Source organism: Acinetobacter cumulans (assembly GCF_003024525.3).
GTDB lineage: Bacteria > Pseudomonadota > Gammaproteobacteria > Pseudomonadales > Moraxellaceae > Acinetobacter > Acinetobacter cumulans.
Genome location: NZ_CP035934.2, coordinates 2,096,588 through 2,120,864 on the forward strand (window position 1 = coordinate 2,096,588; position 24,277 = coordinate 2,120,864).

A 24,277-nucleotide genomic window follows, 5' to 3' on the forward strand; every position below is an offset into this window, starting at 1 on the left:
TATGTAAATTAGAAAAAATATCACTCACCCCTCACTTAAATCACTATAAATACATGAATTATAAAATAATAAATCCGAATTCCGCGAAGACTTCAAAAACAAATATATTTCAAGACCTGAGCAAAAATATATCATTTTTCTGCCATTTTCATGTTTATGCCTAAAGTCCAAAATTCCTTCAATGAATGAATCAATAGACCTAACATAAATAGACTTATGCTTTGAAACACCTACCCAACAAAATTAAAAAAAGGACAGTTATGCGACTCACCTATCAACTCTTTCCAGCACTCATTATTGGTTCAACCATTTGCACAACAATTTCTGCCTCAATCGCTGACTATAATTATGTCACCAGTATTCAAGTCAATGGCGAAGATTTAGCATCACCTGTAACTGCAGCAAAAGCAAATGTTCTAATCGGCAAAAATCCCGTCAGACTCAAGTATGAATATTCTGATTGTACGAGTAATACCGAATTCCACGCATCAACCCAAGCTAAGTTTTTAAGGTTTGAAATTTATGCTGAGGATAATCCTCAAATTAAAAATGAATCATTTTATAAAAATAAAAACAGTTTTACCCAATTAGGTCAAACCAAAGGAAAGGTTTGGATGGAATGGAGTAATAGCTCTCAAATCTACGATAAAATTCAAATGGGTCAAATTTCTATTACGCCCCGATATACCTTTCAGCAATTTCAAAAAGATTTTCCCAAGAGCGCAAAATTAGCCAATTCAAATGAAATCGCTTATGTCATTTTACTCCCACCCCAAAAGGCTAAAAGGGTTTTAAAAGAACCGCAAAACTATGATTTACCCTATATAAGCAACTTAGCTTTTAATTTTAAAAATGGAAAATTAAGCGCATTTTCAATTAATCAAGGAGTTGCTTGCTGAACACCAACTTCGATCTGCGTTTATTGCGTAAACAGTGAACCGATAAAACTGTAGAAAGCCATGCAATAAACGTAAGTTTAACTCTAGAGCATGCTAAAATAATCAGCTGTTTTCGCTGGGACTCATCTATGCACTTTGTACATCTTGGTATTTATACAGAATTTTCAATCACCGAATCTATTGTACGTATACCTGATCTAGTAAAAGCTGCAGCTGCAGATGAAATGCCAGCCTTGGCCCTTACAGACCTGTCCAATTTACATGCATCTGTTAAATTCTATAAAAAATGTTTAGACAAAGGCATTAAGCCAATTTTTGGCTCTACCCTTCGTTTAAATGATGCAGAGCATCGTGTTAGCTTATTGGCCATGAGCAAAAAAGGTTGGCGTAGCCTGACAGAATTAGTCTCTGAAGGCTATATTCGTGGCCAACAACTTGATATTCCTTGCGTACAAAAAGACTGGATTTTAGAGCAACACGACGATTTAATCGTTTTGCTTGGCCAGCACAGTGATGTCGGCAAAATGCTCATGACATCCAATCCGCAAAAAGCCGAGCCTTTACTGGAAGAATGGATTTCAAAATTTGGCAATCGTGTTTATTTAGCCTTAACACGTACCAATCGTTCGGGTGAAGAAGACTTTATTCAAGAAGCTGTAAAACTCGCAAAAAAATACAATATTGGCGTAGTTGCACATAATGATGTGCACTTCATTACAGCCGAAGACTTTGAAGCACATGAAGCGCGTGTATGTATTGCCGATGGTTATGTTTTAGGAGACAGCCGTCGCCCTAAAAACTACAGCCCAGACCAATATTTCAAAACTGCAGCGGAAATGACGGAGTTATTTGCCGACATCCCAACTGCCATTGAAAACACGTTTTATATTGCTCAGCGTTGTAATGTCACACTCCGCTTAGGTTTCCATGACCTTCCAGATTACCCAATTCCAGATGGTCACACCATCGACACTTATTTTGCACACTTGTGTGAAGTCGGCTTAGATGAACGCCTAGAATTCCTCTACCCACTCGCACAACGTGGCGATGATTGGGCAGACATTCGCAAGCCTTACGATGAACGTCTGGCGTTTGAAATTAAAATTATTTTAGACATGGGATTCCCTGGCTACTTCCTGATTGTCATGGACTTCATTCAATGGTCTAAAGGAAATGGCGTACCTGTAGGCCCGGGGCGTGGTTCAGGTGCCGGCTCATTGGTTGCCTATAGTTTAAAAATTACCGACCTTGATCCACTGCGTTATGACCTACTATTCGAACGTTTCTTAAACCCAGAGCGTGTATCGATGCCCGATTTCGACGTCGATTTCTGTATCGCAGGTCGTGACCGTGTCATTGACTATGTAGCACGTACTTATGGACGTGATGCAGTATCGCAAATTGCAACCTTTGGTACGATGGCGGCCAAAGGTGCGATTCGTGACGTGGCACGTGTCTTGGGTAAATCTTACGGTTTGGCCGATCGAATCTCTAAGCTCATTCCAACGAAACCTTTGGGCTTGAGCTTAGAAGAGTCAATTGAAGCTGAGCCACAGCTTAAAGATGTGGTGACCAATCCTTCTAACCCAGATTTTGATGATGCATCAGAAATTTGGGAAATGGCGCTTAAACTCGAAGGGATTACACGTAACACGGGTAAACACGCAGGTGGTGTGGTTATTGCACCAACCAAACTAACTGACTATTCAGCGGTTATGTGTGATGCCGATGGTACTGCCCGTGTTGCCCAATTTGATAAAGACGATGTTGAGTCCGCAGGTTTAGTTAAGTTCGACTTTTTGGGTCTACGAAACCTGACCGTAATTGAAGATGCCATTAAGCATATTAATGCACGTCCAGATATTACTGATCCAATCGACATTTCTTATATTCCACTAGACGACCCAGATGCATACGCTGTGTTTGCCGATGCAAACACGACCGCGGTATTCCAGTTTGAATCCGTCGGTATGAAAAAAATGCTGAAGGAAGCGCGTCCAAGCAAATTTGAAGAAATTATTGCCTTCGTGTCGCTGTATCGTCCAGGCCCAATGGATCTGATTCCAGACTTTATTTTCCGTATGCACGGCGGTGAGTTTGAATACTTACATCCATTGCTCGAAAAAGTACTCGAACCGACTTACGGCATTATGGTGTATCAAGAACAGGTAATGCAGGCAGCACAGTTCTGTGCTGGCTATACACTTGGTGGCGCCGATTTACTCCGCCGTGCCATGGGTAAGAAAAAACCTGAAGAAATGGTAAAACAGCGTCAAATCTTTATTGAAGGTGCGGCGCTTAAAGACATCGATACAGATACAGCCAACCATATCTTCGACTATATGGAAAAATTCGCAGGCTATGGTTTTAACAAATCACATGCTGCAGCTTATGCCCTTGTTGCTTATCAAACAGCATGGTTAAAAGCACACTATCCTGCAGAGTTTATGTCTGCAGTAATGACTTCGGAAATGCAAAACACCGACAACGTGGTGTTCTTAATTGATGACTGTCGTAGCAATAAACTGGAAGTATTACCACCTTCAGTCAATATGTCTTTGTATAATTTCCATGCCAGTGACCCACAAACGATTGTCTATGGTTTAGGCGCAATCAAAGGTGTGGGTGAAGCCGCAATGCAATCCGTGATTGACTCACGCAAGCAAGAAGGCCCATATCGCGACTTATTTGATTTCTGTCATCGTATTGATTTAAAGAAAATTAATAAGCGCACCTTAGAAGCACTCATTCGCGCAGGTGCACTCGACTGCTTAGGCATAGAACGCTCAAGCCTCATGGCACAATTGCCAGAAGCCGTGCAAGCAGCCGAACAAGCACGCTCAAACCGAGAAACTGGCATTATGGACTTATTTGGCGAAGTTGAAGAAGTTCAACGTAAGCCTGCTAAGCCTGTAAAACCTTGGTCGGATGAAGTTCGCTTAAAAGGTGAAAAAGACACACTTGGTCTTTACCTGACTGGCCACCCGATCGATGTTTATCGTCCTGAATTGAAATCATTTATTTCACAGCGCATTAATGAACTTACGCCTACACGTCGTGGTGTCACCACAGTATTTGCAGGTCTCGTGGTCGATGTAGCCAACTTCCCAAATCGCATGATGATTACCTTGGATGACGGCACAGCACGAATTGAAGTTTCAGCAAATCACGAACGCTTCCAACGCTTTAAAGATATTGTTCAAAATGAAAAAGTCGTCGTCATTGAAGGCGAAATCTATGAACGCGAAGGTTATGATCGTCCTATGGGCCGTTTAACCAAAGCCTTTAGCTTAAATGAAATTCGCCAAAAGCGTGCCAACAGTATTCAGATTACTTTAGACAAAGAGCACCTGAGTGCTACCCTGAGCAAAGACATGCAAAACATTTTGCATCCTTATTGCAATGTCGATATGTCTACCCACATCCCTGTGCATTTATTGGTCGACTTTGACTATGCCAGCGCAGAACTGCATTTGGGCATAGACTGGAAAGTTGCACCTCTTGATGAGCTTTTATCAAAGCTACGTGATTATTTTGGTAAAGCATCTTTGCATATCGAATACCATGTGAAATCAAAAGCAGCCAAAGCCGTCAGCTATGAGCAAGCTCAGCCAGTACAAATTCCGCCCCCACCGTCAAATATGACGATGGATGATGCGATGGATCAATATCAGGCTGAAACGATGAATCAATTTTCATAAGCTTTACTGCCATTCACAGCAAAATTTAAATGTTTAATTATTTAATTTGGAACAATAATGAGTCAAATTGACAATGCAGCTGTTTCAGCGCATCTCTCCCATGTCCGCATCGTTATGGTAAACACCACTTTACCTGCCAATATTGGTAGTGCCCTTCGTGCTATGAAAACGATGGGCTTAGTAAAGTTGGTTTTAGTCGCACCTAAAACCTACCCACATCCTGACATTGATGCTTTGGCTGCTGGCGCAACCGATTTAATTGAACAAATTGAAATTGTTGAAACCTTAGAAGATGCGATCAAAGACTGTCATATTGTATTTGGTACCAGCGCACGTAGTCGCACCATTCCTTGGCCATTACTGGATGCACGTCCTGCAGCAGAATTATCACTGAAAGCTGTAGCCACCCAACAACAAGAAGTGGCTGTCATCTTTGGTCGTGAAGACCGCGGTCTAACCAATGAAGAATTGGCGATGGCGAACTACCATGTCACCATTCCAGTAAACACCGATTACGGCGTACTGAATGTTGCACAAGCAATTCAAGTGATTTGTTATGAAATGCGGATGGCAGCCATGGAATTTACTGCTAAAATTGCAGATCCAGAAGCCAAAATGCATGTGACAGATGATGTTGATATGCAATGGGATGAGCCACTGGTAACACATGAGCAAATGGAACAGTTTTACCCGCATATTGAAAAAATGCTGGCAGACATTGAATTTATGGACCCAAAAAATCCACGCTTATTGCCTTTGCGTTTGCGTCGTTTATTTGGCCGAATTCAATTAGACCGTATGGAATATCATTTGCTCCGTGGTATTTTTAGCCGTGTACAAGCACTCAATAATGGCACATGGAAAAAATCAAAAAATGATGAGGATCAACACTAATGCTTAAACAGCTCCAAGAGGATATACAAGCTGTATTTGCGCGCGATCCTGCCGCTCGCAATACACTTGAAGTCTTAACCACCTACCCAGGTATTCACGCACTCATTATGCACCGCGTTGCACATGAACTGTGGAAAAAAGACTGTAAAGGCTCAGCACGCTTACTTTCCTCTTTTAGTCGTTTTGCAACTGGTATTGAAATTCATCCTGGCGCTAAAATTGGTAGACGCTTTTTTATCGACCATGGCATGGGTGTCGTGATTGGTGAAACAGCTGAAATTGGCGATGATGTTACCCTTTATCATGGTGTTACCCTAGGCGGTACAACATGGAACAAGGGTAAACGTCACCCAACCTTAGAAGATGGTGTTGTGATTGGTGCAGGGGCAAAAATCCTTGGGCCATTTACTGTGGGTAAAAATGCCAAAGTCGGCTCAAATGCTGTGGTGACCAAAGAAGTTCCACCAGAAACGACAGCTGTGGGCAGTCCTGCACGTTTTATTACCAAAGACAAATCAAAAGACGACAAAGAAGCGCGTCGCAATAACTACGCCGAAAGCATTGGTTTCCAAGCTTATGCCACCACACAGGATCAGTCAGATCCAATCTTAGATGGTATGCGCGTGTTATTGGAGCGGATTCAGCTAAATGAACAGCGCATGAACTCCTTGTGCCATCGCTTATCTTTGCTTGATCCGAGCTTTAAAACACAAGCTTTAGATGAACAGCCCTTCAGTGAAGAAGAGTTAAAAATCATTGAAGAAGCACGACGTGAGTGTGAAGCACAAAGTAAACAATCAAAAGCCTAGCTTTACAGCAAATGATCAGGAAGGATCAAGTTGCTGGCTTGCATGTTCGCCAGACTTTAAATAGACTGGCGAATATGCAATTGATGAACATTTTAAAATAATTTAAATGGAAGATTTCTTATGATGCTTAAGCCCTTGGCAGTTGCTTGTCTTGCTTTAACCCTTGCTGCATGTGGAAGCGCACCAACCAATAAAAATAATAATGTACCTAAAGGTTCAATGGTGTTTGTAGAACCTGAACTTACACCACCATTCTATGCACTTAATCCATTTAATTATGATGCACCACCTCCATTTGAAATCAATCTACAAAAAGCTGCGGCGCAACCCGTAACAAAAATGAATGTTAATCTAGCAAGCGATCCATCAAAAACATTAACGCTAGATACCAATCGTTTAATTATTCCAACCGTCAACAGCAAAGTACGCACAATGAAATATGCAGTCCTTGCTGGTGACAACGAAATTGACATCACAGAAATTGATGATTTCTTACAATTAGTAGAAGGCAAAGCACGCCACTATCCACCACGTTTTGTGCAACGTAATGAACGCAAAGGTTTTGAGTTAAAACTTAAACAAGTGACTCAGCAACTTGATACGCTAGCATCAAAAGATAATGCTTCTTTTGACATTCTAGTTCGCGCATTCAAAGCAAGCGTTATGGCACGTAACCTAGACTTAGGTTCTGTTTACACCACTAAATCATTAAACTATGCACAGCGTATTTTAAAAATTAACAAAGATGATGCCGAAGCAAACTTCTGGTTTGGTTTTGGTTTATCTGAAGGTGGCGGTCAACGCGAAGCAATTCCATACCTAGACAAAGCAATGAAAGCTGGCGTACAAGAAGCTTATCTTTCTGCAGCTAACAACTACATCGCAATGGAACAAAAGAAAAATGCTGTTCAAATCTTGCGTAATTACAAAATTAAATACCCTCAAGAAGCTGACGTAGCTGACCGCTTGATTCAAGAAATTGAAAAGCAAGGTCGCTGGAATGTGTGGCAAGTATTGAACCCACCAAAAGCGGGTTAATCTATATTGTTAAAAATAGGCCATTTTTTGGCCTATTTTTATTTATGGCGAATTGAAAAAAATTCAACTTGCAGTATGATTTAAAATAATTCCCCTCAAAATCGCATGAAGATGCAGCATAAAATGAATAAATTACTGCTCGGCGTATTATTAACAACTTCTTTACTGTCTGGCTGTCAGGTCGTCAGCGTGAAGAACCAAGCCTTAAATGTCAGTATTGCTAATGAACGTGACAGTATTTTGTCACGCAGTAAACTCAGTGAAGCAACACTCAACGTTTTGTCTATGAGTGGACGTGAAGCCAAAAGCTGTACCGACACACCAGAACAATGTATTGGTGAAATTAAAAAAATCCCCCAAATACAAGATGAGCAAATTTACTCTGCAGCCAGTGAACTCTATTTAGCAAAAGCTATCGCACTTGGTGATTCTTCTGCCTGTAAGTCTAGTGTGCTGTCTAGTACCCGTTCAGAAGAAAAAAAGGCCATTGAAAAGCAAAATTTACAGAACTGTGTAATAGAACAAATGAATATGCTCGATCGTAGCATTCGTTATAGCTATGCCTATATGTTCAAAACCCAGCGTGCGCCACAAGACCGTATTTTTGACAACAGACAAGTTCAAATCCGCGATTTCTATAATCAAGGAATTGCAAAACTCGTTGGACTGTATACCACCTACCATGCTCAAGCTGAGGCTGTTACACAAATTCAAGTAGGGAAAAGTCGCTATCGTATCGATTACAGCCATTATGCTGGCCTACAAAACAGCAAAGTTGAGCAGTTAATGTCAACTTATAATCTTAACTTCTCTGGCTTACGCTCTATCACCCGCCGAGATGGTTTTGGTGCCGAGTTCTTAATTGTGTTACCTGAAGATAAAAAACCTGAAGGAACTAAAAACAAATACATTATTAATCCAATGGATTATAAATATCCAAATAACATTAACCCCAACATCAATACGGCGCGTTATCTGGCTGCCACCTTGACCGCAGAACCCCTACAAGGCAACTCCATTGATGCTATTTTAAATAGCCCAGATTTCGTGATTAAGGTTTACGATCCTTATAAATATGAAACACTGAATGTTGCATCCAAAAACTACCCATTGGCGGCCAATTTCTCAGCACCCTATGGTTTATGGTTAGCAGAAAATAACCTCGGTAAAGCCGCCTATTTATCGCTAATTGACCGTGATGAAAATATCACGATGCCACAACTCTATATGTTAGAACCCTACAATCCAGATAAAAAAGTGATTGTATTGGTACACGGTCTAGCCAGTAGTCCAGAAGCATGGATCCGCCTGACCAATGATATTATGGGAGATAATGTTTTAAGGGAGCATTATCAAGTCTGGCAAGTGTTCTATTCCACAAATATGCCAATTATTGAAAGTCGCTTCCAAATTTATGCACTTCTAACCCAAGCTTTTGCAAGAGTCGATCCTAAAAGTACGGCAAAAAAAGATGCAGTTTTAATTGGTCATAGTATGGGAGGTATTATTGCGCGTCTTTTAGTGAGTGACGCAGATATTAGCAATGAAGCACTCAAAAAAATGAGCTCTCGCCAGTTGCATCAATATCAAAAAATACCTGTAGTCAAACAACGCATGGTGATGAACGACATTCCTAACTTCAATCGTGCAATCTTTTTGGCATCACCGCACCGCGGAACAGACTATGCAGACCGCTGGTTTACCAAAGTTGCCCGTAAAGTGATTAAATTACCAGGCGCATTTCTATCTGCTTTTGCAGATGTACTGACGCAGGAAGAAGATTTGAAAGACTTGTTAAAACAAGTCGACCAAGGCTTAATACAAAATGGTCCAAGTGACTTAAGCCATAAATCAAACTTCATGCAACTTACAGACGATATTAATCCACGTCCAGGCTTAAAGTTTCACTCAATTATTGGCAATATTAGCGGTAGTAATGACCCAGCACTGATTACAGATGGCATTGTTCCTTATAAAAGTGCTCATTTAAACGGAGCCGTTTCTGAAGTGGTGTTAAAAGGTGGACATTCTATTCAAGAAACACCCGAAGCAGTACTCGAACTACGCCGTATTTTACGTCTACATTTAACAGAACTTGGCCTATATAAACCCAAATAGCCTATTGGATCGCAAATAAAAAAACCGATCTTTTGATCGGTTTTTTTATGTCGTAGCTTTAAGTATAAATTAATTTAGCTTCAAAGTTCGAGCCTGCACTTTACTGCATTCATCCAAAGCCAATTCATAATACGCCAACCCTTCTTTTACTGCACGTAGGGCTTGTTGTTGCAAGGCCGGCTTATTATCACAAATTCGTTTAATCAGCTCCATTGCTTCATAAGGATGTAAATCATCATAATGTGCATGCGCACGTAACCACGCAATGCTACGTTTATTAATATTAACTTCAGGATGATCTGTGTAGGCATTAATTCCAGCATACACTTTACCGCTCCAGTCGCCTGTCGCCCATTCAATTGCAAGATTGGTTGCAGCTAGGCTTTCAACCAGACTCCCTCGCGTATTGATATTCCACAAAAAGTGATTTACTGCATTCATTGCAGCTGTCGGTTGTACCTGATCTAGCTCTTCAACCGTTATACCAAAACCGCCAGCCCAGTCGCGATACCAGTTCAGATGACGCTCTTCAACTTTAATATTTTGAATTAGCCAATCACGCGCTTCTGTTACACCTGCATCTGAGAAATTGGTGGCTTTAGACAGCCCTAATCCCATGTAAGATGGAAAATGCGCTACCAATGGGTAAAACTGTAATAAAGCAAAACGGAAACTTTCGAGCGTTAACTGCCCATTGGCCATATCGTTAAAGAATGGGTGCTCACTAATTCTATTTTTATGTGGAATCAATTCATCCCAGAATTGCTGTGACCACGTGTTATGCGGTGTAATTTCTAGTTGGTTTTCGTAACCACGCACGACTGAAGTCATATCCCTGCCCTCATTTGATTTCTTATTGCGGATCTGTTTTCGATCATAATCCAAACACTAGATTAAACAAGGACATTTTCAGCTATTTTTGACCATTTATCGCTATATTTTTACTTTTAATCAGCAATAAATTCAATTTCAATCGCTTTCCATTAAGTAATTCACACTAATTTGATATGTTATGTTTTGTTTTGCTATTTTTTGCGCTTGTTAACTCAAGAAGCTTTATGTTAATACTAAGCATAAGTAATACATGAAGATAAAAAGGAGGTACGGAGCTGTACCCCGTACCTACAAATAAAATTAGTGTAAATTTGGCAGTATCCAATGAAACTATATGGGTCAAAACTTTTAAGTCGCGACAAAATTGAAGAAATTATTTCCAAAGGGCTTAATTATGTACATTTTTCACCCAGCCTAGAACAAGCCTACAGGCAACAATATCGAGCAGAGGCTGCTTATGAATTTCGCTTCCGCGCCCCTATTATCTTCTTTTTATATGCTTTCTTAAGTTATGGTATTTATCAAACCATTCAAAATGATCCCATTGTGTTTCGTTGGTTTGCGCTCTATTCATGGGTTGGCGTCATCGTCCTCTTTGCATGGATTCTGTCTTTTTTTAAATGTTTAAACCGTTATTTTGACCTCTATACAGGCTTTGGCTGTATGGGTGCGGTCACTATATCTTTTATGACTGTCACCATTATTGGTCATGGAAATGACAACTCACTATTACATGCAGCCATGATGTATGCCGTTGTGATCATTTATGGCTTTGTAGGGCTACGGTTTTATACAGCTCTCATTGCGGGCTGGGTCGGCGGTCTTATTGGGATTGCGGGTACACATTTTTTACAATATGACATTGATTGGACTTTTTTACACCGTACCTACACGTTTAGTAGCTTTTTAGGTATGTCTTTGGCATACGCGATTGACCGTCAGCACCGTGAAAACTATTTGCAAAACTGTATTATCGAGCTCAACAAATTAGAAATGGATGAGCAAGCTAAGCAACTTGAGCACCTTTCACAAATTGACTCTCTCACAGGATTAGCGAATCGTCGTCATCTATCGCTCATTCTGGATCAGCAATGGCGCTATGCAATACGACATCAAACCCCCATTAGCATACTCATGGTCGACATTGACTGCTTTAAAAATTATAACGATCACTTAGGGCATATTGCAGGTGATGAATGCCTACAGATCATTGCGAAAGAGCTTGATAATTTAAGCTCTCGTAGTAATGATTTGGCAGCCCGCTATGGCGGTGAAGAGTTTTTACTTCTTTTCCCAATGTTTGACGAAAAAAAAGTTGAAGCACTCGCTCGCATTTTAATTCAACGGATTCAAAAATTAGCCTTACCACACCCAGCGAGCCCGATTTCAAGCTTAGTGACCGTCAGTATTGGTATTGCCAGTACTATTCCAACGGTTGATCAAGACATGACTGCCTTTATTCAACAAGCAGACCAAGCGCTTTACTACGCTAAAACACACGGGCGCAACCAATATTTTATTGCGAAAAAAACGGCTGCCTAAGCATTAGCACATCATAACTTTGCATTGTATGAGGCACATCATCATACAATGCAAACGTGCACAACAAATCAATTATCACTCGCAGGAGTGAATGGTTTTTCACCCGCCATTCAAAGCACTCTATATTTCCCATAAAACGAGCATGTTGCTCTGTTTTGAATTTTGCTAAACTTGCACATTCGCTTTTGCGCTACAAATAAATGAAAAAGCCAATACAGTAATTGCACTAGCTGAGCAATGACTCCGCTGTACTGTACGCTACGTCATATTTGAGTTTGTACTCACTTTACAAAGGATGAAGGATTTTTTTCAATGACCAGTTCAGAACTTATGGCTGATCTTTCCAGCTTGACCCCAATGATGCAACAATACATGGGCGTCAAAATGCAGCACCCGCATTCATTAATGTTCTACCGTATGGGTGACTTTTATGAACTGTTCTTTGAAGATGCCCACAAAGCAGCCAAAATCTTAGGCATCACGCTTACACATCGTGGCAAAGCCAATGGTGAACCTATTCCAATGGCAGGCGTACCCTATCATGCTGCTGAAGGTTATTTAGCACGACTGGTTAAAAAAGGAGAAACCGTTGTAATTTGTGAACAGATTGGTGAAGTGACAGGTAAAGGCCCTGTAGAGCGCGGCGTTGTCCGTATTATTACACCAGGCACACTGACAGACGATGCGCTATTAACCGCACATCAAAGCTCAAACTTAGTGTCTTTATGCATCCAACAAAATCAAATTGGCATTGCACTGCTTGACTTGAGTGCTGGTATTTTTAAAGTACAGCAACTCGAATTTAATATCGAACAACTGAGCATTGAACTTTCACGTTTAATGCCAAGTGAAATTATTATTGATGAAAACGTCATTGACCAAAACATCATAGAGCAGACCAAACGCCAACTAGACTGCCCTGTAACTAAGCGCCCAAATGTCGATTTTAATCTGAACAATGCTCAAAAAACTTTATGCGACCAATTGGGTGTATCTACACTTTCAGGCTTTGGTATTGATCATTTACCTTTGGCAAAAGCGGCTGCAGCGGCGCTTATTCATTATGCCAAAGAGACTCAAAAAACCGCTTTGCCACATATTCGCTCAATTCAGTTAGAACAAAGCACAGACTTTATTGCGCTTGATCCAGTTACACGTCGTAATTTAGAACTGATTGAACCCTTATTTGAACATGGCACCTCGTTATTTCAATTGATTAATGACTGCCAAACTGCAATGGGCGGACGTCTACTCAGTCGAACGCTGATGCAACCACTTCGTGATACAGCTCTACTGGATGCCCGCCTCGATGCAACGCAGGCACTTTTACAAGGTTGCCATGAAGTCCCTACGCGTTTAGTACTTAAAGAGATTGGCGATATTGAACGCGTCCTCAGTCGAGTGGCCTTAGGCAGTGCACGCCCACGTGATTTGGTTCAACTACGTCAAGCCTGTGCACAAATCCCTTATTTGCGCCATGCCTTATTGCCACTGATCGAGCAAAAGCAATCTCAGCTTTTGCTTGAATTAAATACTGAGTTAGGTGATTTTCACGGTCTACATGAACGCCTTATGAGCGCTATTGTGGAGAATCCACCTGTACTGCTTCGTGATGGTAATGTGATCGCCGAAGGTTTTGATACCGAGCTAGATGAATTACGTAAAATTCGTGATCATGCTGGCCAGTACTTAATTGATCTCGAAATCCAAGAGCGTGCAAATACAGGAATTTCTACCTTAAAAATCGGCTATAACCGTGTCAGTGGTTATTATATTGAGCTCACACGGGCTCAAGCCGAACAAGCACCAGATCATTATATTCGTCGACAGACTTTAAAAAATGCTGAGCGTTATATCACCCCAGAGCTCAAATCTTTTGAAGACAAGGTTCTTTCTAGTGAATCACGTGCTTTGGCGCGTGAAAAAATGCTCTTTGAAATGCTACTCGAAGAGCTACGCCAAGATATTGGACACTTACAAATGATGAGCAGCGCCATTGCTCAAATTGATTTGTTGACCAACTTTGCTCATCAAGCCCGTTTGCGAAATTGGGCACGACCAGAGTTTAGTCCTGAAATTGGTTTGCAAATTCAAGCAGGCCGTCATCCTGTGGTCGAAGCACTCAGCAAAGCTGCCTTCACCCCCAACGACACCAGTCTTGATTTCAATCACCGTATGGCCATTATTACAGGGCCAAATATGGGTGGTAAATCGACGTTTATGCGTCAAACGGCACTGATTGCTTTACTGGCCTACTGTGGTAGTTATGTTCCTGCAAAATCGGCGCTATTGGGTCCAATCGACCGTATCTTTACACGTATTGGCTCAGCAGATGATTTATCTACAGGCAAATCGACATTTATGGTGGAAATGACGGAAACTTCACAAATTTTGCACCACGCGACAAATCAGTCTTTGGTGCTCATGGATGAAGTTGGCCGTGGTACCAGTACTTATGATGGCTTATCTTTAGCATGGGCATGTGTAAATGATCTGACTAAGCGCATTAAATGCTTATGTTTATTTGCTACGCATTATTTTGAATTGACCGAACTGGGCAAAGAAGCTGCCATTGAAAACTTCCATGTTACAGCCAAGGAATTGAATGGTAATTTAATCTTGCTACATAAAGTACAACACGGCCCTGCAAGTCAGAGTCATGGCTTACAAGTGGCAAAATTAGCAGGTATTCCAAACAGTGTAATTAAAGATGCACAAAATCGTTTACATATTTTGGAAAAACAGCAGAAGCAACAGCTCAATCAAGGCGTACAAAATGACTTGTTTAGCGCGCTTGCAACGCCTGAAATTATAGAGCGTGTGGTCGAAGTTGAAGTAGCATCGCCTGCGCTTGAAATTCTTAAGAACTTAGATGTCGATAATCTCAGTCCCCGTGAGGCGTTACAACAACTCTATGCTTTAAAGGACCAACTCAAAGCCTAATTAATATGTAACAAAAACCTACGTATCTTCAAATGATCCGTAGGTTTTGCAGATGATTCTCATTACAGGCACTTTTCGATCAAATTGTTCAGTTTTTATCAAATTTAACAGCCTTGCATATAATAAATATCAATAAAAGGAATTGTTAGTTAGGGGTATTTTTGCCTAAAATACAGCATTAGTTATTAGAACCATATTTTTAGGTAGCTGTCGCCATGACCTTTGTTGTCACTGAAAACTGTATTAAATGTAAATATCAAGACTGCGTAGAAGTTTGCCCAGTAGACTGTTTCTATGAAGGTCCAAACTTCCTTGTAATTAATCCAGATGAATGCATTGACTGTGCACTATGCGAACCAGAGTGCCCTGCAAATGCTATTTTCTCTGAAGATGAGCTTCCAGAAGGTCAAGAAGTGTTCCTTGAGCTGAATACTGAACTTTCACAAAAATGGCCAAACATCACACAAATTGGTGATCAGCCAGCTGACCGTGAAGAGTGGAATGGTAAAACAGACAAATTACAATACTTAGAAAAGTAATCGTCCGTTACCAAGTCATAAAAAAGATCAGCCTCTGCTGATCTTTTTTATACCCAAAGCACACATTTGATTGCAATATTTTCCATTTTTTTCACTTAATTTGGATTAAAATAATAAGAGTTTATAAATAATTGTTTTCTATAATGAAGAATTTGATAAAGGGACTACTCGGTATTGTATTAGTCCCTATCGTTTTTGTTGGCTGTACATCTTCTCCTAAAAAAGGACAGATCATTACAGATCCATCAGGAAAACGTATTTTCATACCACAAGAGCGTGTTAGTTTTCAGCGCCCCATTCCTCCTAAAACTGTGCCCTATGCGTATAACAACTGGATTGCTGTTGCAGATCATTTACGTCGCGTGCGGGAATATGAAGTTTTTTTAGAAAAAAATGGCGTGGGAAATATTATTCCTAGCTTTGAATTAATGCGTACTGCGCGAGATTGGCAAAAATGTGGTCGAGAACAATACATGGTGCCCAGTCGTGAGCTTTGGGCCAATCAAATTCCAACGCTTCGTGTATTTAAATACTTAATCGCAGCCAACGTACTGACCGACTTTAGCGTGACCTCTGTATATCGTGACTTGCCTTTAAACCAATGTGCTGGTGGTGCAAGTTCTTCACGTCACCTTTATAACTCAGCCATCGATTTCCGTATTGGCCCAGAATATCCGCAGCCAGAAGATTATGCATATATTGAAAACTCCAAATTCAAATTATGCCAATTCTGGTCACAACATGGACAAAGCCTAAATATGGGATTAGGTTTATATGCATCTGGGCAAATTCATATTGATACCCAAGGTTATCGTACCTGGGGGCCTGATTTAAGTAGTCGTAGCTCTATGTGTAATTACTAATGCATGACAATGTGATGATATAGCCTCTTCGGAGGCTATTTTTTTGTGTATATACGCAGAGATCCGCTTCAAAAAATTGCGCTTCAGCGGGAAAGGTTTAAAATGTCTGCATCAAAAATGAGGTGCTCAAGTTATGCAACAAATGTGGACAGACATTGATACGTATATCGATTCACATTTAATTCCAGAAGATCCTATTCTGACTCAAACTCTAAAACACACAGAAGAACGTGGCTTCCCAGACCACCTTGCTGTTGCACCCAATCAAGGGATGCTATTGCAAATGCTCATTCAAATGAACAAATGCAAACGTGTTTTAGAGCTTGGAACATTTGCGGCTTATAGCACAATGTGGCTGGCGCGTGCCCTACCTGAAGATGGTTATATTCTGACGATTGAAGGTCGTGATACACATGCAGCCTTAGGCCAAGAAAATATTGATCGTGCCAATTTAGCTCAAACCATTGAGCTTAAATGTGGTCGTGCTGCAGATATTTTACGTTCTCTACCTGATGACACTGAAGCCTTTGATTTTATTTTTATCGATGCTGACAAACAAAGCTATCCTGAATATTTAGAACTGAGTTTGAAGCTTTCGCACTCAGGAACAATTATTGTATTAGACAATGTGATTCGTGCCGGTGAAATCTTAAATCCAGAAAATCATAAGCCTAGTATTGAAGGTATTCGCGACATGTTCCGCGCAATGCAAAACCATCCACGTTTATTATCAAGCACTGCTTTGCAAACAATTGGTAGCAAAGGCCATGACGGTTTTGCAATTGCAATTGTAAAATAACACAATTGTACAAAAAACAAACTTTTGTTTTTATTTATTTAAAAACATTAGCTTACAAATATTAGTCACAAAGTTATCCACAGTAAGTGAGGATAACTTTGGCTATTATTTACACCAAAAATTCAATAAATCACTCAATTCAATTAAATCAAGTTTACTTTACCACTAGCAAAGGAACTGTTGAGTTACGGAAAATTGTCGTCGTAATACTTCCCAAAAAGAATTGATGAATTTTACTGTGACTAAAGGCGCCTAATACAATCAGTTGAATCGCATGTTCTTGCTGATAAGACAAAATATTTTCAGCTACATCACCATAGCGATACTCAGTGACCACATCCAGTCCCGAATTTTGCAGATACTGCAAAGGTTCATTTAAAATTTCAGGATGATCGCCAACGTAGAGTAAATGGCATTGCAATAAACGCAGTAAATCACTTTGTGCAATACGCTTCATGAGATCTACACAAGTAGGTGAATATTCGTAGGCAAAAATAAACCGTGTCGGTGGTTTAAAGCTAGCGCCCACGGTCATGACTGTGCATTTGGCACCACGGATGAAGTTTTCAACATTGCTCCCCATTGGCTTATTGCGTTCCGCAGAGCGCTCACCTACTCGACCAATGACAACAATATCGTCACTTCGGAGTTCCTTAAAGCTTTGTTCTAAAAAATCACCCTTGAGCTGAATATGTGCAGGTTGTAGGTCATGTTTTTCATGAATGAGTTCTGAAATGTGCTTAAGCAAGTTATTGCTATAATCTTGTGCCAATTCGCTTTGTTTTTGTTCTAGCTCTGCCAGCTCTTTAAGGAGCATTGCATTACTTTCAAAACCTATCACGCCACTGATTTCACCCAAGTGATAACTGGCTGGATAGTAGTCCAGTACTTGCAGTAACACCAGTTCACGCTGGGTTTGTTTGGCAATCCAAACGGCAGCTTCAGCCAATGCATTTATACACGGCGAAGAATCTATACAAGCAATAACACGCTTCATCATTAGCCTCTCTTGCTTCTTTTGGGCTATCTGTTGTTGTTATTTTTAAAGTATCACAAGTTTTTAAGACTGTGCAGGCTTTTGTGTATGATTTTCCTAGCTTGCACCCGCCTTTTTTCATGCTTAATCCCGAAAACGTATAAATTTCGCAGGATTTCCTCCCACGATCGTACGAGCTTCTACATCTTTGGTCACCATGCTATTCATACCAATCACGGCTTGTTCATGTATGGTCACGCCATCTTTTATGCCCACATGCGCCCCAAGCCATACATCACGCCCTATTTCAATACCCTGCGAACGAACAGCTTGCTGATAAATAGGTTGCTCTAAATCCATACCATGGTCAAACGCATATAGATGGCTATAAGCAGCTATACGAACTTGGTCATGTAATTTAATCCCTGCTCGACCGCCATCTAAAATGCAATGGTGGTTAATGGCAACTTCATTCCCAATATCCAATGGGCCATGCAAGGTACAGTCCGCTGCAATAAAGGTATTATCACCAATAATAATTTTACGGCCAGGTTCAGCAAAAATATGTGCCAACGGTGAAATAAAACAGTTTTTGCCAATTTCTACTGTTTCCATCTCCATCAGATAAGCTTGGTATTCTTGCTGCCATTGCTCTGCCCATACGCGGTTTTTCGGTTTTAAGTTCCAGTACAACCAAGGCATATAATTTAAACGATGCTTATGCTGTTCACGATATTTCAGTAAAGGATCTTGCTCAGTCATTTTGTATGTCTTCAATCACTTTTAATTGCTCACGGCCTCGACTTACATCTTGAATTTTTAAAGTCAGTGGCTCAATTTGATGGACTTGCAACAGCGCAATGACGCTTACACCAGTTGCAGTATATTCTTCAGTATATTCAATTTGTTGCTGATTCAATTCGTATTGAAAAATTGCCCATTCATTAAACTGACAGCTGAAACTTACTTTTTTCTTTTCAATTAATTCAATTTTTTCTGCCAGTAGTAAGCACTGCCCAGCACAACCGCCATAAGCACGCACCAAGCCACCTGTGCCTAATTTGATGCCTCCATACCAACGATTGACTAAAACCAAAATATTGGTCAGCTCATTGCCTTCAATCGTCGCTAAAATTGGACGTCCTGCTGTACCCGAAGGTTCACCATCATCATTAAATCGTACATGATGACCAATTTTCCATGCCCAGCATTGATGTGTTGTACTCACATCTTTGTTTAATTCTAAAAAATCTTTAACGTCCTGTTCATTTTCAACAGGCACAGCAATCGCTTGAAAGCGACTTTTTTTTATGTCTTCTTCAAAGCTGACCTGACTGGCAATGGTAAATGGCATAACGTCTACAAAGTAAAATCCAAACGCCTAATTATAACGTGTTTTTATTTTTGGCAGAGATGAAAAAGCCCCCGCATGCGGAGGCTGTATAAAAACAAAGCTAACTTAGTTTGGATTAACGTTCACGCAATGCTTCACGTGCCTTGTTAAACGGTTTAACCAAATAATCCAATACTGTTTTTTGGCCTGTACGAATATCTACAGTCGCCACCATACCTGGTGTAATTGCAAAGCTTTTGCCAGCTTTATTCACTAATTTATCACTGTCTGTACGAATATAAACACGGTAATAGAACTGATCTTGTTTCACTTCATCACGCAGTGTATCTGGTGAAATAACAGTTACCTTACCTTTTAGTCCACCAAAAATTGAATAATCATAAGCGGTGATTTTTACCAAGGCTTCTTGACCCGGATGAATAAATGCAATGTCTCGTGGTGAAATACGCGCTTCAACCAAGAGTTGCTCATCCAACGGTACAATAGTCATCAGCTTGCCATTTTGTGGTACAACACCACCCAAGGTCATCACATCAATTTCTTTCACTACACCGCGTACAGGCGACTTAAAGGTGGTGCGACTTAAAGTATCAGACTTACCACGTACCACTTGTTGTTGTGTTTCCACATCAGTATTGGCTTTAGACAACTCTTCACGCGATTTCACATAATATTGATTTCGCACGTCATTCATTTGGTTGCGTAATTCATTGGCACGACTTTTTAAACGAATCACTTCCACTTCACTGGCTGCACCTTTAGCAACAAGTGGTGCTGTCATTGCTAATTCTTCTTCAATTAATAGTAAAGACTGCTTTAAACCCGCCAGTGATTGTTCAAGGTTGTCACGACGGCTTTGGTAAAGCGCGGTTTCTTCACGTACTAATTTTGGATCACGCTGTACTTCAGGTGGAAAGCTTAAAGGCGTACCATTTACTTCCGCACGTAAACGCGCCGAGGTTGCACGTGAAGCTATCAATAAAGACTCTGACTCGCCTACATTGGACTCTAAACGGGTTGGGTCTAACTGTGCAAGAACCTGACCTTGCTCCACAATTTGGCCTTCGCGCACATTCATTTTGGTAATAATACCGCCTTCTAAAGACTGAATAACTTGTTCTTTTGAAGATGGAATAATTTTACCTGTGCCCGTTGACACTTCTTCCAACTTAAACAACCACGCCCAAACCAATATCACCAATAAACCAATACAGATAATCCAAATAATCAGACTGGCTTTAGGTAATGGTGGCTCTTGATACGAAACTTTGTTTGAGCGCTGTATTTCTTGATTATTTTCACTCATGTGCTTGCTCCCGTACCGCGGTTTTGCGCACCACCAGATTGGTTAAGGATTTGGTCACGTGGACCATCCATCACAATTTTTCCGTCATTGACCACAATAATTCGATCAACCAACTCCAACACAGCACGACGATGCGTTGCCACAATCATCGTTCTATTGCGTAGGTACAGCTTCAAATGATTGATCAACTGCTTTTCAGAGACATCATCAATTGCTGCTGTTGGTTCATCTAATAACAAAATATTGGGTTGACGAATTAATAACCGCGCAAGGAGTAAAGCTTGACGCTGACCGCCAGAGAAACCAACGCCACCTTCCAAAATAACGTGGTCGAGACCTTCTTTTTTCTCTTGAACGAATGCCAATGCACCTGTGAGTTGTAATGCTTGCATCACTTGCTCATCGGTTGCCAACGGCGCGCCTAAAGTTAAATTTTCACGTATAGAACCATAAAATAATTGTGAGTTTTGATTCAATAAACCCATATCACGACGCACGTCAGATGGATCAATTAGGCCCAAATCAATACCATCAAGTTTGACCTTGCCTTGAATTGGCGTTTGCATACCAGATAGCAATTGCAATAGGGTTGATTTACCCGCGCCGTTACGGCCTAAGATTGCAATTTTTTCACCTGGTTTAATTTCAAGTTTTGGAATGACCAAGCTAGGACGTGGGTCATCTTCACCATATTTGAAAACTACACCATTCAGCTCATAGTTCCCCTGAATCACTGGACGATGTACCAAATGTGAATAGTCAGGTTGATCGACTGAACGTTTCATCAGTTCATCTAAGCCCGTTTTTGCAACTTTGGCTTGTTGTAGGCGACCCAATACACCTGTGAGCTGTGAAATAGGTGCCAACATACGTGAAGATAAAATTGAACAAGCAACCAATGCACCTGTGGTCATCTCACCTTTCATTACCGCAAAACATCCCACCAAAACCACAATTGCAAAGGCCAAACCTTGTACTTTTTGTGTCCATGCACTCATCAGACCAACGATTTTACGTTGTTCCATACTGACACTGGCAGACACTTCATTCATGTGATTCCATTGGTTTTGGAAGCGTGATTCTGCACGCAAAAGCTTAATATCTTCAATACCTTGTACAGCTTCTACCAGCATCGCATTACGAATAGCGGATTCACGCATACCCATTTGTGCCAAACGCGCCAATGGTTTTTGTGCAAAAATGCCTGGCAAAATCATTAAAGGTACAATGGCTACCATCACCCAAAATAGGTTACCACCTATGAGCCAGAAAATCCCCAAGAACAGGAAGAAGAATGGCAAGTCTGCAATGGCTGTAACTGTAGTTGAAGTCACCAGTTCACGTACACCTTCAAGCTCACGAATTTGTGAAATGAAAGTACCTGTAGATTTTGAGCGTTCATTATTCTTAATACGTAATGCATGACCAAATACACGGTCGGAAATACGTAAGTCGGAACGCTTACCAATAATGTCTGATAAGTGAATACGTGCAACACGTAAGGCAAACTCAAAGATAGCTGCAATGAGTACACCACCTGCCAAGACCCATAGCGTTGGAATAGATTGCGATGGCACTACACGGTCATACACATTCATGGAGAACACGACCGTAGCAAGCGCTAAAATATTTGCCATTAAAGATGCAAACATAATATCGATATAGCGCTTCCAGTCTGTTAGTACAATTGACCAAAACCAGTTCTTTTCAAATGGCTTAATGTACTCATCGACACGCATGTCTGGCACAGAGGATTCAGGGCGCAAAATATAAATATTTCGCACACCATGACTTAAACGCTCAATTGGAAAAACTTGAGATAAGCCTTCATCTCCACTGAGTTGCACACTAGCATTACCGTCCACATCTATGCGTTCGATAATCCCCACTTCACCACTGTTAAACTCAATCAGCAACGGCAAGCGCCACGGATTTAAAAAACTACTATCAAATTTATTTTTACGTACATTGAGGCCGATTTGCTTCGCCATAACACCGAGCATTTCATCTACATTGGCGTGCTGGTTCCAATCCAATTGTAAACGGATACGCTCTTCTGATGGTTCTATGCGGTAGTGCTTAGCGATGTTTAACACCGCTTGAAGCCACGGCTGATAATTTATTGTATTACTCATGGCTGGACTTCAAACCCCTGAATAGTCGTATTATTTAAATCGTAAGTTGCACGTGTACGCCCTGTCACTTGTATGTATTGCACAAGTGCTGCATAAACATCGTACTGAGAAGAAACGATTTCTTGAGCTGCGCTATGAATGGCCTGTTCTGCGTTTAATAGATCAACGACAGTTCGAGTGCCTAGCTTATATTGTTCTTGATAAAGTTCTTTGGTACGCACTGTAGTCTCACGACGCTGTACCAAAATAGACATTTGACGCTTTTTGTTTTCAATTTGTTCACGGATTAAACGAACTTGATCCAATACGTCCAAATAAGATGTATTGACCTGTGCACGTGCTGCTTCCTCAGCATAACTCGCTGCACGAGTTTGTGCTGCAATCGCTCCACCTTGATAAAAATTACTGCTTGCTTCAAGCATGATGGAATTATAGAAACCATCATCCTTGTTATTATTGGGGTTACGACCATTTATAGCTTGGCTTAAACTGCCACGCACATTAATGGTTGGATAAGCACTCAATTTGGCTTGTTGCTTTTGAAGTTTAGCGACCTCTACCCCAGATTGCGCCAACATCATATTTGGAATTTGAGTGAAATCTGGATCTTGGTACAATTCTGCTTTGCGCACCAATTCATCTGGAATATCCCACTCAACATTGGATACATCAAAACCTAGTAAGGTTCTAAGGCGTTGCTGGTACTGTTTTAACTGGGTTTCTTGTACCACTAAATTAGATTCAGCAGCTTCTAAATTTGACTGTGCTTGAATTGGATCGGCTTGACTGCTAATCCCAGCTTTTGCACGTAGATTTGCAATTTCTGCAATACGCCCAATGCCTTTAATCTGTTGTCGAGCAATGTTGGTGATTTCTTGATAGCGTTTTGCATTAACAATTGCACTTGCAACATCATAAGAAATTTCATCTAAACTGACCAATACTCGTGCTTGCTGCTGCAACATCTTGGCTTCTTCAATATTTACGCCACTTTTAACCTTACCAAAATCGTAAAGCATTTGTGACGCACTCAATGAAACGACCTGACCACCACGCTCACCTTTGGTGAGATCGGCTGTTTGCAAGCCACCCGAAAGTTGTGGATAGTATTTAGATTTTGCTAAATCGATATTTGACGCCTGCTCTGCTACAGACGAAATAGATTGAGTGATTTCTGGGCGTCGCTGTACAGCTATGTGTACAGCTTCTTTAAAACTTAATCGACGTGGCGCAATATTTCCATATTGTGTTAATGATGCATTGTCTGCACGCCCAATCACTGGAAGTTCAGCTACACGAGATGTATCAAGTGGAAACTTACTGAGCTCAGTAATGTCTATTTTATCGGCTGAACGAGTCGGCTTTGGTGAAAAAATCTGACTAATTCCGTCTTTAAAAGAGTGTAAATAATCTTTGCTTGTCGACTCTGCATGTACCATAGATATAGAGAATGGTAAAAGCAAAATAACAAAGCTCCCTCTTTTAGTTATCATATTTTATGATGCCCCCAATCCTTTCTACTTTTAT

Annotated in this window: 18 protein-coding genes; 11 read left to right on the forward strand and 7 right to left on the reverse strand. The window is 40.7% G+C overall.

Annotated elements, in window-relative coordinates; translation table 11 throughout:
• The first annotated feature begins 260 nt into the window (after positions 1-260).
• From C9E88_RS09980 to C9E88_RS10005, 6 genes are all read left to right on the forward strand, one after another.
• Positions 261-899 carry a hypothetical protein gene (locus C9E88_RS09980; RefSeq protein WP_106985463.1) on the forward strand — a complete coding sequence of 213 codons (639 nt, stop codon included), beginning with the start codon at positions 261-263 and terminating at the stop codon, positions 897-899.
• A 128-nt stretch (positions 900-1,027) separates the two neighbouring features.
• Positions 1,028-4,600 (forward strand): DNA polymerase III subunit alpha, encoded by a 3,573-nt coding sequence (gene dnaE / locus C9E88_RS09985; protein ID WP_106985462.1) that lies wholly within the window; start codon positions 1,028-1,030, stop codon positions 4,598-4,600.
• A 57-nt stretch (positions 4,601-4,657) separates the two neighbouring features.
• On the forward strand, positions 4,658-5,494 hold the full coding sequence (locus tag C9E88_RS09990; protein WP_106985461.1) for an RNA methyltransferase: 837 nt from the start codon (positions 4,658-4,660) through the stop codon (positions 5,492-5,494).
• On the forward strand, positions 5,494-6,303 hold the full coding sequence (gene cysE, locus C9E88_RS09995; protein ID WP_106985460.1) for a serine O-acetyltransferase: 810 nt from the start codon (positions 5,494-5,496) through the stop codon (positions 6,301-6,303). Before C9E88_RS09990 ends, cysE begins: the two co-directional genes overlap by 1 nt.
• A gap of 120 nt (positions 6,304-6,423) precedes the next feature.
• Positions 6,424-7,341 (forward strand): ABUW_2363 family tetratricopeptide repeat lipoprotein, encoded by a 918-nt coding sequence (locus C9E88_RS10000; RefSeq protein WP_106985459.1) that lies wholly within the window; start codon positions 6,424-6,426, stop codon positions 7,339-7,341.
• A 123-nt stretch (positions 7,342-7,464) separates the two neighbouring features.
• Entirely contained in the window at positions 7,465-9,459 is a 1,995-nt protein-coding gene (locus tag C9E88_RS10005; RefSeq protein ID WP_372658444.1) for an alpha/beta hydrolase, read from the forward strand.
• 69 nt (positions 9,460-9,528) lie between these two features.
• Here the strand turns inward: C9E88_RS10005 and C9E88_RS10010 are convergent, their stop codons facing one another.
• Positions 9,529-10,290 (reverse strand): iron-containing redox enzyme family protein, encoded by a 762-nt coding sequence (locus C9E88_RS10010; protein WP_106985458.1) that lies wholly within the window; start codon positions 10,288-10,290, stop codon positions 9,529-9,531.
• Between the two features lie 327 nt (positions 10,291-10,617).
• Between C9E88_RS10010 and C9E88_RS10015 the strand changes: the two genes are divergently transcribed.
• From C9E88_RS10015 to C9E88_RS10035, 5 genes are all read left to right on the forward strand, one after another.
• Positions 10,618-11,835: a GGDEF domain-containing protein gene (locus C9E88_RS10015; RefSeq protein WP_106985457.1), complete on the forward strand. Its 1,218-nt coding sequence runs from the start codon at positions 10,618-10,620 to the stop codon at positions 11,833-11,835.
• Between the two features lie 312 nt (positions 11,836-12,147).
• A complete protein-coding gene (mutS, locus tag C9E88_RS10020; protein ID WP_106985456.1) occupies positions 12,148-14,778 on the forward strand; it encodes a DNA mismatch repair protein MutS in 2,631 nt (876 codons plus the stop codon).
• Positions 14,779-14,993: 215 nt separating this feature from the next.
• Entirely contained in the window at positions 14,994-15,317 is a 324-nt protein-coding gene (fdxA, locus tag C9E88_RS10025) for a ferredoxin FdxA (RefSeq protein WP_106985455.1), read from the forward strand.
• Between the two features lie 143 nt (positions 15,318-15,460).
• Entirely contained in the window at positions 15,461-16,180 is a 720-nt protein-coding gene (locus C9E88_RS10030) for a D-Ala-D-Ala carboxypeptidase family metallohydrolase (protein WP_106985454.1), read from the forward strand.
• A 133-nt stretch (positions 16,181-16,313) separates the two neighbouring features.
• Positions 16,314-16,979 (forward strand): O-methyltransferase, encoded by a 666-nt coding sequence (locus C9E88_RS10035; RefSeq protein WP_106985453.1) that lies wholly within the window; start codon positions 16,314-16,316, stop codon positions 16,977-16,979.
• A gap of 154 nt (positions 16,980-17,133) precedes the next feature.
• Here the strand turns inward: C9E88_RS10035 and C9E88_RS10040 are convergent, their stop codons facing one another.
• The 6 genes from C9E88_RS10040 to C9E88_RS10065 form a co-directional block, all read right to left on the reverse strand.
• Positions 17,134-17,976, reverse strand: a complete 843-nt coding sequence (locus C9E88_RS10040; protein ID WP_106985452.1) for a universal stress protein — start codon at positions 17,974-17,976, stop codon at positions 17,134-17,136.
• Between the two features lie 123 nt (positions 17,977-18,099).
• Positions 18,100-18,717: an acyltransferase gene (locus C9E88_RS10045; protein ID WP_106985451.1), complete on the reverse strand. Its 618-nt coding sequence runs from the start codon at positions 18,715-18,717 to the stop codon at positions 18,100-18,102.
• Entirely contained in the window at positions 18,710-19,309 is a 600-nt protein-coding gene (locus tag C9E88_RS10050; RefSeq protein WP_106985450.1) for an IMPACT family protein, read from the reverse strand. The genes C9E88_RS10045 and C9E88_RS10050 overlap by 8 nt, the downstream gene beginning before the upstream one ends.
• A gap of 115 nt (positions 19,310-19,424) precedes the next feature.
• A complete protein-coding gene (locus tag C9E88_RS10055) occupies positions 19,425-20,615 on the reverse strand; it encodes an HlyD family type I secretion periplasmic adaptor subunit (RefSeq protein WP_106985449.1) in 1,191 nt (396 codons plus the stop codon).
• The gene (locus tag C9E88_RS10060; protein ID WP_106985448.1) at positions 20,612-22,750 is read right to left on the reverse strand and encodes a type I secretion system permease/ATPase; all 2,139 of its coding nucleotides are present in this window, start codon (positions 22,748-22,750) and stop codon (positions 20,612-20,614) included. The genes C9E88_RS10055 and C9E88_RS10060 overlap by 4 nt, the downstream gene beginning before the upstream one ends.
• A complete protein-coding gene (locus C9E88_RS10065) occupies positions 22,747-24,243 on the reverse strand; it encodes a TolC family outer membrane protein (RefSeq protein WP_106985447.1) in 1,497 nt (498 codons plus the stop codon). Before C9E88_RS10065 ends, C9E88_RS10060 begins: the two co-directional genes overlap by 4 nt.
• Positions 24,244-24,277 lie beyond the last annotated feature (34 nt).